Annotated in this window: 11 protein-coding genes; 3 read left to right on the top strand and 8 right to left on the bottom strand. The window is 61.0% G+C overall.

Features of this window, described 5'->3' with window-relative positions; genetic code table 11:
• Nucleotide 1 precedes the first annotated feature (1 nt).
• Nucleotides 2-562, top strand: coding sequence for a recombinase family protein (locus SIL87_RS01275; RefSeq protein ID WP_319612483.1), 561 nt, complete (start codon nucleotides 2-4; stop codon nucleotides 560-562).
• On the opposite strand, the gene SIL87_RS01270 is transcribed toward SIL87_RS01275, so the two are convergent.
• The 8 genes from SIL87_RS01270 to SIL87_RS01235 form a co-directional block, all read right to left on the bottom strand.
• A complete protein-coding gene (locus SIL87_RS01270; protein ID WP_319612482.1) occupies nucleotides 554-1,123 on the bottom strand; it encodes an undecaprenyl-diphosphatase in 570 nt (189 codons plus the stop codon). The two genes, SIL87_RS01275 and SIL87_RS01270, sit on opposite strands and share 9 nt — an antisense overlap.
• A gap of 12 nt (nucleotides 1,124-1,135) precedes the next feature.
• A complete protein-coding gene (locus SIL87_RS01265) occupies nucleotides 1,136-1,816 on the bottom strand; it encodes a heavy metal response regulator transcription factor (RefSeq protein ID WP_319612481.1) in 681 nt (226 codons plus the stop codon).
• A 156-nt stretch (nucleotides 1,817-1,972) separates the two neighbouring features.
• Complete coding sequence (locus tag SIL87_RS01260) at nucleotides 1,973-2,554, bottom strand: MFS transporter (protein WP_319612480.1); 582 nt, start codon at nucleotides 2,552-2,554, stop codon at nucleotides 1,973-1,975.
• 34 nt (nucleotides 2,555-2,588) lie between these two features.
• Nucleotides 2,589-5,672: an efflux RND transporter permease subunit gene (locus SIL87_RS01255; RefSeq protein WP_319612479.1), complete on the bottom strand. Its 3,084-nt coding sequence runs from the start codon at nucleotides 5,670-5,672 to the stop codon at nucleotides 2,589-2,591.
• A gap of 9 nt (nucleotides 5,673-5,681) precedes the next feature.
• Nucleotides 5,682-6,623, bottom strand: a complete 942-nt coding sequence (locus tag SIL87_RS01250; RefSeq protein ID WP_319612478.1) for an efflux RND transporter periplasmic adaptor subunit — start codon at nucleotides 6,621-6,623, stop codon at nucleotides 5,682-5,684.
• The gene (locus SIL87_RS01245; protein WP_319612477.1) at nucleotides 6,620-7,993 is read right to left on the bottom strand and encodes a TolC family protein; all 1,374 of its coding nucleotides are present in this window, start codon (nucleotides 7,991-7,993) and stop codon (nucleotides 6,620-6,622) included. The genes SIL87_RS01250 and SIL87_RS01245 overlap by 4 nt, the downstream gene beginning before the upstream one ends.
• Nucleotides 7,994-8,139: 146 nt before the next feature.
• The gene (locus SIL87_RS01240) at nucleotides 8,140-9,651 is read right to left on the bottom strand and encodes a heavy metal sensor histidine kinase (RefSeq protein ID WP_319612476.1); all 1,512 of its coding nucleotides are present in this window, start codon (nucleotides 9,649-9,651) and stop codon (nucleotides 8,140-8,142) included.
• Nucleotides 9,652-9,718: 67 nt separating this feature from the next.
• On the bottom strand, nucleotides 9,719-10,735 hold the full coding sequence (locus SIL87_RS01235) for an LssY C-terminal domain-containing protein (RefSeq protein WP_405055200.1): 1,017 nt from the start codon (nucleotides 10,733-10,735) through the stop codon (nucleotides 9,719-9,721).
• Nucleotides 10,736-10,839: 104 nt separating this feature from the next.
• On the opposite strand from SIL87_RS01235, the gene SIL87_RS01230 reads away from it, so the two are divergent.
• Together SIL87_RS01230 and SIL87_RS01225 are read left to right on the top strand one after the other, a co-directional pair.
• Nucleotides 10,840-12,021 carry an IS256 family transposase gene (locus tag SIL87_RS01230; protein WP_319612316.1) on the top strand — a complete coding sequence of 394 codons (1,182 nt, stop codon included), beginning with the start codon at nucleotides 10,840-10,842 and terminating at the stop codon, nucleotides 12,019-12,021.
• Nucleotides 12,022-12,198: 177 nt separating this feature from the next.
• Entirely contained in the window at nucleotides 12,199-13,380 is a 1,182-nt protein-coding gene (locus SIL87_RS01225; RefSeq protein WP_319612474.1) for an IS256 family transposase, read from the top strand.
• Nucleotides 13,381-13,383 lie beyond the last annotated feature (3 nt).

The following is a 13,383-nucleotide window of genomic DNA, read 5'->3' as shown; positions in this document are numbered from 1 at the left end:
CCTGCAGCACGACGCCCTGCGTGCCGCCGGCGTTGAGCTGAACAACATCTATGAGGATCGCGCTTCCGGCAGCCATGATGATCGGCCTGGTCTGGCCGCCTGCCTGAAATCCTTGCGCTCCGACGATGTGCTGGTGATCTGGAAGCTCGATCGCCTCGGGCGCTCGCTCGCCCACCTGGTCAACACCGTGAAGGATCTGTCAGACCGCAAGATCGGCCTGCGTGTGCTGACCGGAAAGGGCGCTCAGATCGACACCACGACCGCATCCGGGCGCATGGTGTTCGGTATCTTCGCCACCCTGGCCGAGTTCGAGCGTGACCTGATCCGCGAACGGACCATGGCCGGTCTCGCCGCTGCCAGAGCGCGCGGACGAAAGGGCGGACGAAAATTCGCCCTGACCAGAGCACAGGTGCGCCTCGCCCAAGCCGCCATGGCCCAGCGCGACACTTCCGTTTCCGATCTGTGCAAGGAACTCGGGATCGAGCGCGTCACTCTCTACCGATATGTCGGACCGAAGGGCGAACTCAGGGACTATGGGAAGCGCGTTCTCGGCTTAGCGTAGGATTTCGCCCCCTCCCGCAAACAACCCCTCAAAGGGGAAATGCACGCCGACATAGACCCGAGCCCAAGCGACGGCGAAGCCAGCCATTACCAATAGGGCCGCCCAGGCCCGGAGCGCGCCGAGCGCCAGCAGGGCAAAGCCGAGGCTCCAGAGAAAGGTGGCATGGTCGCTGGGGAATGAATTGTCGGGCGGATGGGGCAGATATTGATGCCCGAGCCCGATCATGAACGGACGCGGGTGGAAATAGAACAGCCCGATGATCTGGTTGACGCCAAGGGCGATCAACATGGTAATGGTAGCAGAAATCAGCCCGATACGGTCTGGTCTGCCTTTGCGAATCCAGAGCAGCACGAAGACCAGGATGGCCAACGGCACCAGCCACGTCGCCAAAAACAGAGCAGCGGAGAGCAGGAATTCAGGCGGATGCGCTCCAGCGTTGATCAAAAGAAAAAGAAGATCGTTCAGGTGTCCCATAGAGCCTCGCTGTTGTTGTCGTGCCGTCACCGACGACGGTAGAGGTCGCATGAGCATCGATTGCCGAACCGGTGCAAACCGCTCCATAACCTCGCGTACTCATCCTTTAGAGCGGTCTTCAAGCACATAGCCGATGCCTCTGACCGTGTGGATGAGCTTGACCTTGAAAGAATCGTCCACTTTGGCACGGAGGCGATGTATATGGACATCAACGATATTGGCGCCGCTGTCGAAATTTATATCCCAGACTTGTTCGGCGATGACGGTGCGGGAAATCGCTTGCCCGACGCGTCGGGCAAGCAGCGACAGGAGTAGGAATTCTTTCGGCGTCAGATCAAGGGGCTGGCCGCAGCGCGTGGCCCGGTGGCCCTGTACGTCGATTTCCAAATCCGCCACTTGCATTGTTGCAGCCTGGCGCACAGCGCCGCGTCGGAGGATGGTCCTGATGCGCGCCAGCAGCTCCGAAAAGGCGAAGGGTTTGACGATGTAGTCATCGGCGCCCAGTTCAAGCCCATGAACCCGGTCCGGCACCGCGTCGCGTGCAGTTAAAAATAAAACAGGAACATGATTCTGTCGCTGCCGCAGATCCTTGAGCACCGACCACCCGTCTTGCCCCGGCAGCATAACATCCAGGATGATTAGATCATACGCCCCTTGACGCGCGAGAGCGGCGCCGGTCACGCCGTCATTGGCGAGATCAGCGGCAAACCCATTTTCTTCCAGACCCTTTTTAAGAAAGGCGGCTGTTTTATTCTCGTCCTCAACGACCAAGATTTTCATATTATTCAGTCCTGACAGCGGGATGGTTGATCACCATCATTGGATGCCATCATCTGGCTTCGGTGCGAAATGCAGGAATTTCGTACCGAGGCGCGGCAGCACCAGATCGCTCAGTATGGCATGGAGAAGCGTATCCTGCGTTGCCATGCCCACGCCCTAGAGCACGACGCCGGCCGCCGCCGCAGTAATGCTGCCCAGGAACAGGAGGGACGATGCCAGGGCGGCCAGAGTGATCCCGAGGACCGCGACGCGCGGCCCGAACCGGTCCAGCAGCCTGCCAAGCGCCAGCGAAGTTATGCCCTCGGCGGCCATTGCGGCGGCATAAAGCACCGGAATCCAGGGCACTGGCACAATATGAGCGCGCGCGAAGTGGAAGCCGACCAGCGCAAAATCGGCGAAGCCCGCAGCGACCAGAGCGGCAGCGATGGTATAAATCCGGAACGCTCTTCCGAAGCCTGGCCACGTGGCAAGCTCGGTTCGGATGATGCGCAGTTCAAGTTTGCGTGGATTGGGATAAAGCCGGCGCGCCGTGACCAACAGCGCAAGCGAGATCAGCGCCGGCACGATCAGCATCGCGAAGCTGTGCCGGTAGCCATCCCCAACTGCCAGAAGCAGCGCAACCAGCAGGGGGCCCGACATGCCGCCAGTCTGATCAAGCGCGGTGTGCAGGCCGAAGGCCCAGCCCGCGCCGGCCTCTTTTGTCGCGTCCTGCACTTTATGCGGCCTCATCTTGCCCATGCAGGTTGGCTCCGCAGAACAGGGGGTGCGCCGGTTATTCTTCTACGTCAGTATCGAACCGAACAAAGCGCGCGGCTAGGCTGGGTAGCAGCAGTAGCGTAAGAATTGTCGCGCTGATCAGTCCGCCAAGAATGACGATCGCCATCGGCCCCTCGATTTCGTCGCCGGTGCTGCCGGCACTGAGTGCCAGCGGCAGCAGGCCCAGCGCGGTGACAGTCGCGGTGAGCAGGATGGCCGGTAGCCGGTCCATCGCCCCCTGGCGCACGGTCTCCGCGTTCCAGGGCTGGCCGTGGTCATGCACCAGCCGCCCATAATGCATCATCAGCAGCAGCCCATTGCGCAAGGCGATGCCGAATAAGGTCACGAAGCCCACCATCACGCCGAGGGAAACCGTGCCAATCCCAGTCATCCAGTATGCCGCGATGCCGCCGATCAGCGCGAAAGGCAGCCCGAGCGCGAGCAGCGTTACTGCGCGGCCGCGTCCAAGCGCGATCCCCAGCAGACAGAGAATCGCAATCAAGGCAATGCCGCCATAGCCCAGCAGCCGCATTCGCGCGGTGCTGCCCGATACGGCGGTGCCGCCGAAGGTGACGTAGTCGCCCTGCTGAAAATGGAAACCGGTCAGCGCATGTTTCGCCGCCGTCAGATACCCGCCGGTATGGCCCGCCGCGATGGCCACCGAAATAACCTGAACCCGCCGTCCATCATCGTGCAAAATAAGTTGCGGCGATGCGGTTTCGCTGATCGTTGCGACTTCGCCGAGCGGCACGATGCTGCCGTTCGTGGTCGCGATTGGGAGATTTGTGAGCGAATTCGGATCGTGCCGCCATTGCGCCGGCAGCGTGAGAACGATTGGCACGATCCGCACGCCGCGATAGACCTGACCTACCGTTTCACCGGTATAGGCGGCGGCAATGGTTTGCAGCAGCGCATGCGCCGTCACCCCGTATTGCCGCATCGCGGCGCGGCGCGCGCGGATCGCGATGGTCGGCGTGTTGGGTGGCGCTTCGAGGGTAACCGCGCCACTGCCCTTGATACCGCGCAAAATTTTAGCGATCCGTTCGGCATCCTGACCTAGTCCTTTCATATGTGGCCCATAGACGGTCACGATCAGCGGCGCGGTAAATCCGGACAGGCCTTCATGAATACGCTCGGCGAGGAACGTGTCGATCCAGAATCGCGTTCCTGGCACACCACGCACAACGGTCAGCAGATGTTTTGACGCCGCCGCGACATTGCTCACGTTCCGGCTGAACGACATTTCAATTTCGGCCTTGTTCGTTCCCGGATGGCCGTTGCTCAGATTCGCCCGTCCGATATGCACAACCGCCGCCTCGACCGACTTCTCCCGAGCCAGCTTGGCCGCGACCTGCTTGCCGATTGCCAGCATGGTATCAATCGAGGTGCCCGGCGCGGTCTGGTAATGCATCAGCACCTGGCGGGCGTTGAATTGCGGCAGATAACTCACCCCAAGCAGCGGCACGGTGGCCGCCATGCCGAAAAACAGCAGCACGACGACAATCATGAACAGCCTGAAGCGGCGATTCACCTGACCAAGGACGCGGCCATAGAAGCCGCGCGCCACACGGATTGGCGCTGGCTCTTTTTCGCTTACGCCTACGCGGGCGAGCAGCAGCGCGGCGAGCGCCGGGGTCAGCGTGAGGGCGACGGCGAGCGAGGACAAAATAGCCGCGATATAAGCAATGCCGAGCGGCGCGAACAGACGTCCGGCGACGCCACCGAGCAGCAGGATCGGGATGAATATGATCGCAACCGACAGAGTAGCATAGATGATCGAGCTGCGCACCTCGACCGAGGCATGCAAGATGACTGCCAGGGCCGGTTCCGGGTTCTTGCGGCTGCGGTTTTCCCGCAGCCGGCGGAAGATGTTCTCGACATCGACCACCGCGTCATCCACGACAGCGCCCAGCGCGATCGCCAGTCCTGCCAGCGCCATCACGTTCAGCGTGATGCCGAGCCCGCGCAGTATCTCGGTTGCCGCAAGCAGTGAAACCGGGATCGACAGGAATGAGATCAGTGCGACACGCCAGTTGCCGAGGGAAAGGAACAGCACCACCACGATCAGGACCGCGCCGATCGCGAGATCGAGGGCGACCTGATGGAGCGCGGAATGGATGAAGCTCGAAACCTGAAGAGCGTACACCACCTTTACACCCTGGTCGCGCAGCGTCGGCGCCAGATGCGCCAGCGCCTCGTGCAGCCCGTTCGTTACGGTCAAGGTATTGGCGCCGTACAGCGTGCCGATGACCAGATCGATTCCTGGTTTGCCGTTGACAAGTGCCGCACCAAAGCGCGGCGGCGGGCCGCGGCGGATTCGGGCGATGTCGCCCAATGTGACCGGAATGCTGTTTTTATATGCAATTACGCTTGCGGCGAGATCGGTAGTGCTCACCGTCTGGCCATGCGGTTCCAGAATTAATTGCTGATTGCCGGTATTGATCCAACCGGCACCGAGCGCCGTGCTGGCATATCGTGCGCCGCCGGCAACGCTGTTCAGCCCTAACTGGGCCGCGATCAGCCGGTCGGGCTTGGCCTCGATCATCAGTTGTTCCGGCGTCGAGCCGAAGGCAACGACCTGAGCAACACCGGGAACCGCCAGCAGCGCTGGGCGGATGGTGCTTTGCACCAGCGCCGTCAGTTTCATCAGCGACAGGCGATTGGATTTAATTCCGAGGAACATCACTGTTCCGGTCGAAGATTGCAGCGGCGTGATCACCGGGGTCACGCCGGACGGAAGGCCACCGCCGACACTTGCAACCGCCCCGGTGACCAGTTCACGGTCCCGGTAGATATCGGTGCCACCGTGAAACACGACATTCACCACCGACACCCCGGCCTGGGATTGCGATTGAGTTTTGGCCAGTCCCGGCAGGCCACCGAGAGCCAGTTCCAGCCGGTCGGTCACCAGCGCCTCGACCTGCTGGGGATCAAGACCAGGCGCTTGCGTCTGGATCGTCACCGTCGGCGGAACAAACTCCGGAAATACGCCGTATTGAGCGGTAGGCAGGCGCAATGCGGCGAAGATAACGAAAACCGTGACCAATATGGCGACGATGATCCGGTGGCGCAGACTGGCTTGGACGATGGCTTGAAGCATTTTATACGTTCAGTCTGTGTCTGCAGGAGCCGGAGCGGCGTGAGCCGCGGATAACAGGACGCCAGCGCCTTCGACGACAACCTGATCTCCGGAATGCAGGCCCTTGCCAACAAAATAGCGGGACGCATCGCCCGGCTGGCGCATCGGCAAGACGTTGGAAATCTGCACCATGGTGAAGCGGCTGGGCGCCACCTCGCGAAAGACCGATTTATGACCCTGGAGATAGAGGATCGCCTTCGGCGGAACGGCAACGCCCGCTTGTGCCGATCCTTCAGGAAGCATCAGGGAAAGCGGCAGGCCGGAGGATAAATCCGCTGGTCCCGCGTAATAGAAACCCTGGCCGACGAGACCGGAAGGCACATGAGAGGCGACCCCAATCAGCCGCAAGGTGATGCGGGCGCCGCCCGAAACACGCCCCGAGGCCGAGGTTGGAGGATCGAGATACCTGCCGGTGACGGCGGCCTCGATCAGCGAGGCTTTGCCGTCGCTCAGCGCCTGAATGAACTGGCCGCCTCTGACCAGAAGCGTGCTGAGCGCTGCGCCCCAATCGGTACGCGCTTTGGCGGTGAGCGCGAGTTCGTTGGCATTTGCCGTCGCATATTGGGCTTCGGCGCCTTGCAGCGCCGCCATCGCAATATTGTGGCTGGTACGGTAGAGCAACTGAGCGCGCGAGAGCGACTGCGCGGCGTATCGACGCGCTACCTGCGCTGAGACAATCTGGCTGCGTAACGCGATCAGCGGACCAGGATCAAGCACAACACCATACGCGGCACGACTTGGCGTGAAGACAACAGCGGCAAGTTTTTGCACCTCGATCCCGCTCGCCTGCTGAGCGGCGGGATCGACCTTGATGAAGGCTGCTTTGGCATCGGCATCAGCATCGACGGCTTGCGCCTGAGCGCACTGGGATACGAGAAGAACGGAAAGACTCAACAAGACCCGACGCATCATGATGCGCTCCTGAAAAATACGTGATGCAGCGCGTCTTCCAGATGACCCAGGGCAACGCGCGCCTGAATTTGTGCGGCAAGGGCATTCTGCCGCGCGAGGATCGCTGTCTGTTCCGCGCCGAGCAGGCGCACCCGCCCGGTCGCGCCCGCCCGGAAATCGCTCAGGGCCGATGCCTCGCTCCGTTTCGCGCTGTCCGCGGCGCGTTCCGCCGCTTCCGTTACGTCGCGGCTCGCCCGCCAGTCAGTGCGGGCAGTGTCGATGCCGCTGAGCACCCTTTGCTGCACCTGATCGAACTGTGCCGCCGCCAGATGCCGCTGTGCCCGCGCCACCGCAATTGGTCCTTGATTCTGGTTGAAGATCGGCAGCGGTAGAGAGAGCGCCAGAATGAATTTATTCTGCCCTTGATCATAATTATATCCAGGACCAATATTGAATGCCGGATACTGATTGTCGATCGCGACTTTAAGCCGATCCTGGGCCGCGACGTAGCGCTCTAAGGCAGCTAGCACCGTCGGTCGATTGACCAGCGCCTGCCGTGCCAGAACGTCAAGATTAACCGGCTTTTGAACGTGATCGAATGCCGAAAGGTCGAGCTTGATTCCATGGAGCGCCGCGTTTGGGAGTCCAATTGCCGTGGCAAGACCAGCTCGTGCCAAGCGCTCGCGGCGAACTGCCTCGGTTGCCGCAAATTGAGCCTGTTCAGCGGTCAGCCGCTGTAGAATTAGAGCGCTAATTGAAACCATGCCGGCGGAATAACGCTGGGACAGCACGGTGAGGCCCGCTTCGGCGTATTGCGCCGATTGCCGGGCCAGCCTTGCTTGCGCCCGCGCCTGCCACACCGCCAGCAGGGCGTTGCGTACCCGTGTCCGCTCCTGCCACGCCGCCGTGAGGACCGCTTCGCGCGATGCGGCGATGTCCGCCCGTGCCGCCGCGATGCTGGCCGGACGCGCCCCAAAGCTGGTGATCAGGAACGTCACGATCGGTCCAATTTTAATTGGCGATGGTAGACCAGCCGCCGTGTTATAGGTTGGGCTGAGCCCCAGAACCGGGTTCGGGATTGCCGCCGCTGTGGTCAGTCCGCCTTTCGCTAAAGCATAATTCGCATCAGCGATGCTGAGATCGGGCCGTTCATACACCGCGACCAGGGTAAGCGTATCAATACCCCAACGCCGATCATCCAGCTCCTGAGCGGGATGTCCCATCGCCGCCAAAAACCGCAGCAGCTTCGGGTCATTTAACCGGCGCGCGGACAGCACCGCCGCACGCGCCGCCGGGTTGATTGGGCGTGCCGTGTACCGCGCGCAGCCAGCCAGCAGCCCCGGTAGAAGCAGCGCAAGGCCGGACAGTCTTTTGAAATTCGAGAGAGTCATCAGCCTTGTGATGCAAGTGGAGCCATGTCGAAGGCGTTTACCTGCCTAGTCTGACATTTCCCGAACGCGGACCTGTCGGTTTCGTCAGAATCGATCACGTTTTGGTGATATTGACGGCTAATTCGGCCCGATAGCGGGCCTGGACTTTATACCGGTGACGATGGGCGTGATAAATTGGCCGGAGATGACACCAACGGTGTCACCAGGACAACCCTGGTCCCTCGACCAACCTCGCTCTCAATTTCCACCCGCCCACCGTGAAGTGCGGCGATGCTTCTCACCACCGCGAGACCCAAGCCGAAATTCCCGCTGGTGCTGGAGCGGGCTCGATCAGCTCGGTAGAACCGGTTGAAGACGTAAGGTAAATGCTCCGGCGCTATGCCGCGTCCGGTGTCGACCACCCGGATGTGCAGCGATAAGCCTTCGCGCCGTGACTGCAGCTTCACATGGCCACCGCTCGGCGTGTGAGCAATTGCATTGGCCACAAGGTTACCGACGGCTTGTTGGAACAGCGTGCGGTCAAACGCGGCAACAAGATCATCCGGTGTTTCCTCTGAAACAGTGACGCCGGCCTCGGCAGCTGCGGGTTCGTAGAATTCCAAAACTGATACGATCTCGGCCTTCAGATCCAGTTGCTCAAGATGCGGCCTCTCTCCCGCGGTTTCGGCGCGAGCAAGGAACAGCAGACTCTGGATCACCCGGCTGATGCGGGCGCATTCCTCCAGAGCCGAGCCCAGCACGTCCCGGTATTCCTCTGGGGGACGATCCTTACCCAGAGCTACCTCGATCTCGCCCCGCAGATTATTAACCGGTGTCCGCAATTCGTGGGCAACATCGGCCGAGAATCGCGATATCTGCACAAAGGATTCTTCAAGCCGGTCCAGCATGCCGTTGACGGTGTCGGCCAGGGACCGCAACTCCGCAGGAAGTCCAACAAGATCGATACGTTCGTGCAGCGTGGAGGAGCGGATCGTCTGGGCGGTCCTGATGATGCGCTCGACGGGCCGCATCCCGCTTCGGGCAATTACATAACCGATCGCCGAGCAGAGGGCGAGAGAGGTGGTCAGCACCAACAGCAGCCGCTCGCGGTAGCGGATCAGAAGACGTTGCTCATCAGTCCTGTCAATCGCCACCTGGAACATTCTGCCCGCGCCATTCGCGTCGTTTACGCGACCGCTCACGGTTTGGAAAAGCTGTCCCATGCTGGTCTGAGACGTCCGCGTCTGGATCGTGCGGATGACATCATGGTGCGGCTGAATCCCCATCAGCGGCGGGAAATCCGAGACCGGCAGGATCTTGTCCATTCCCCTCGTCTCCATCTGCGTTTGCCCATTCGACGCAATGACCCGAATCCAGATCAGTTGTGGCCGCGGCAATGACTCTGATGGAGTGGCAAGCATTTGCTTGGCTGCGTTCAGGTTCACTGAAGCATGAAGTAGATATTCGAGATTGGTTGTCGTGTTGCTTATGACACGCTGGTCCTCAGCTTCCAGATTGGCAGCGATCGTCCAGTACAGGAAGCTGGTGGCGATCAGAATCAGCAGAAAGCTGGTGCCCGCGTACCAAGCAGTCATCCGCATGACTATCGAGCCGCCTAACCGGCTCAAATTGGTCAAACGGCCGGATTGGCTGGCACCAGCTTTTGGATCTACCTCCAACGATGTGTTCCATGCGCCGGGCGGCATAGATAAGCGTCGCCTTGCGAGAAACGTCTACCTCTGCCGGTCACAGCGGTGATTTCACCGGCTTCAGGACGCCACAGGGCTTGAACGGCCCAAGCAGGACGGAGCCATCCCAAAACGATGAGTCTCCCGTCTTCATCCGGCGCACGACCCGGGAACACGGAATGTCAGAGGCAAGGCGGCGCAAGGGAGTATTCATATTCCGGCTGTCTTCGGGTATGTTCAATAATGAAAACATTCGTTCCGTGCGCTCGGCGGTGATGGTCCCGATCCACAGCGGGGTCAAACTCCCATCATGCCTCGAAACCTGTACATCGGACCTCCAGAGGCGAAACACCAGGCGCTCATCCTTAGGAATTCCACCGGCGGCCTTGATCATCACCAATCTTTCGGATCGGCCGCTATCGAGACGAGGCAGCACGGGAAGAGACGTGAGGTCCAGGCGGGGCGACAGGAACTCCAGCACCGAGCGAGCCGTCCAGTTGACGGGCTGCCTCCAGCCATGAGCCAGAAGCGCCGCCTTCAGGACGGCAACCCCACCCGGCCATTGGACCGTAAATGGCTGGTCAAACTCGCCAAACAGGGCCAATCTGCGCGTGGGCAGGGTGGCCCAGCCGCTTTGCCCCCAATCAGCGGCCGACATTGTCTGCGTCTGGATCTTGAGAGCATAGCGTTGCATATCGGATCGATGTGCGGACGCGATATGGGCGCCGCCCGCCAACATAAAACCCAGCGCAGTGATGACTCCCAGGCCGACTGGACGAACGGTTTCCGCCTGCCGCGCCAGATAGGTCAGACTCAGGAGGGCCGACCACGCGAATCCAAAGGCCAAACCTTCTAAAGCCGTGGACAGGAACTCCGCCCCCAGATAGAGCCGGGAAAAAGTAAGTGCAGAAATAAAAAGCGCCGTTGCCATCGCAACACCAATGCGACACCTCATGCTTAGCTCGCGGCACATCAAGACCGTAAGGAAGCCGAACAACGCCGCGACGACCGCGAGATGCCCGCCTGGAAACGGAAATAGGCTCCAACCTGGTGGTGTAACCTGACGTCTGGAAATTCATTTTGGGTTGGGAGTTGGTGCCCTTGCCGGGGCATGCCCCGGCAAGGGCTGTTCATTCTGGTATTCCATGCAGTTGTTCACACCAACATGGAGACCGATGAATGGACGCCAAAAAGGATACGATTATCGAGGCACTTTTGGAACATCTGATCGAAAACGGCGCAGGCGATATCGCCACGGTATTTGCCAGGACCTTCGAACTCGCCATGCAGATCGAGCGCGAACGCTTCCTCCACGCCAGTCACTACGAGCGCAACCCCGATCGTCAGGGTTACGCCAATGGCTACAAGCCCAAGCGGATCGATACCCCGGCCGGGTCGATCACCGTCGATGTCCCCAAAACCGCCGGTCACGTGGGCGAACCCTTCTACCCACAGTCCCTCGAACGCGGCCGACGCTCGGTCCGCGCCGTCATGGTCGCCGTCGCCGAAATGTACATCAAAGGCGTCTCCACCCGCGACGTCGAGGCCGTCATGCGCGAATTCGGCATCGAAAGCCTCTCCTCCGCTCAGGTCAGCCGCGCCAGCAAGCTGCTCGATGACGAACTCGCCGCCTGGCGCACCCGACCCCTCGCCGAGATCCGCTACCTCATCCTCGACGCCAGATATGAAAAAATGCGCGATAATGGCGTCGTCCGCGATGCCGCCGTGCTCTCGGCCATCGGCATCGGACCCGATGAACGCCGCCGTGTCCTCGGCGTCTCGGTCGCCCTTTCCGAGGCCGAAGTCCATTGGCGTGCCTTCCTCGAAAGCCTCCATCAGCGTGGCCTGCGAGGCGTCGAATTCATCGTCTCCGATGACCATGCCGGATTGCACGCCGCACGCCGCGCCGTCTTCGGCGCCGCACACTGGCAACGATGCCAGTTCCACCTCGCCCAAAACGCCATCCACCACGCCCCCAACCACGCCATCCGCAAACGCATCGGCGCAGAACTCCGGACCGTCTGGAACGCAAATTCCCTCGCCGCTGCCCAGATCGCTCTCACAACCCTCGTCAATGCCTATCGCGACACCGCACCAAAGCTCGCCGATTGGCTCGAACGAAATATCCCCGAAGGCCTCACCGTCTTCACACTGCCAGAACCCCACCAGCGCCGGCTTCGCACTTCCAACCCCATGGAACGCGGCATCCAGCAGGAACTCAAACGCCGCACCACCAAAATCAGGGTCTTCCCCAACGAAGCCTCCCTCGAACGCCTCGTCAGCGCCGTCCTCGTCGAAATCGATGAAAAATGGGCCGCCGACACCAAGGGCTACATCAAGTGGGACTACCAGGATGCCTGACCCCCGCTCGCCCTATTTTCCAGACATCAGGTTGCTCAATCGCGACGGGTGGTGTAACCTGACGTCTGGAAATTCATTTTGGGTTGGGAGTTGGTGCCCTTGCCGGGGCATGCCCCGGCAAGGGCTGTTCATTCTGGTATTCCATGCAGTTGTTCACACCAACATGGAGACCGATGAATGGACGCCAAAAAGGATACGATTATCGAGGCACTTTTGGAACATCTGATCGAAAACGGCGCAGGCGATATCGCCACGGTATTTGCCAGGACCTTCGAACTCGCCATGCAGATCGAGCGCGAACGCTTCCTCCACGCCAGTCACTACGAGCGCAACCCCGATCGTCAGGGTTACGCCAATGGCTACAAGCCCAAGCGGATCGATACCCCGGCCGGGTCGATCACCGTCGATGTCCCCAAAACCGCCGGTCACGTGGGCGAACCCTTCTACCCACAGTCCCTCGAACGCGGCCGACGCTCGGTCCGCGCCGTCATGGTCGCCGTCGCCGAAATGTACATCAAAGGCGTCTCCACCCGCGACGTCGAGGCCGTCATGCGCGAATTCGGCATCGAAAGCCTCTCCTCCGCTCAGGTCAGCCGCGCCAGCAAGCTGCTCGATGACGAACTCGCCGCCTGGCGCACCCGACCCCTCGCCGAGATCCGCTACCTCATCCTCGACGCCAGATATGAAAAAATGCGCGATAATGGCGTCGTCCGCGATGCCGCCGTGCTCTCGGCCATCGGCATCGGACCCGATGAACGCCGCCGTGTCCTCGGCGTCTCGGTCGCCCTTTCCGAGGCCGAAGTCCATTGGCGTGCCTTCCTCGAAAGCCTCCATCAGCGTGGCCTGCGAGGCGTCGAATTCATCGTCTCCGATGACCATGCCGGATTGCACGCCGCACGCCGCGCCGTCTTCGGCGCCGCACACTGGCAACGATGCCAGTTCCACCTCGCCCAAAACGCCATCCACCACGCCCCCAACCACGCCATCCGCAAACGCATCGGCGCAGAACTCCGGACCGTCTGGAACGCAAATTCCCTCGCCGCTGCCCAGATCGCTCTCATAACCCTCGTCAATGCCTATCGCGACACCGCACCAAAGCTCGCCGATTGGCTCGAACGAAATATCCCCGAAGGCCTCACCGTCTTCACACTGCCAGAACCCCACCAGCGCCGGCTTCGCACTTCCAACCCCATGGAACGCGGCATCCAGCAGGAACTCAAACGCCGCACCACCAAAATCAGGGTCTTCCCCAACGAAGCCTCCCTCGAACGCCTCGTCAGCGCCGTCCTCGTCGAAATCGATGAAAAATGGGCCGCCGACACCAAGGGCTACATCAAGTGGGACTACCAGGATGCCTGACCC

This window comes from Acidiphilium acidophilum (assembly GCF_033842475.1).
In the GTDB taxonomy this organism is placed as follows: domain Bacteria; phylum Pseudomonadota; class Alphaproteobacteria; order Acetobacterales; family Acetobacteraceae; genus Acidiphilium; species Acidiphilium acidophilum.
This window is presented reverse-complemented; position numbering and strand designations above follow the sequence as displayed.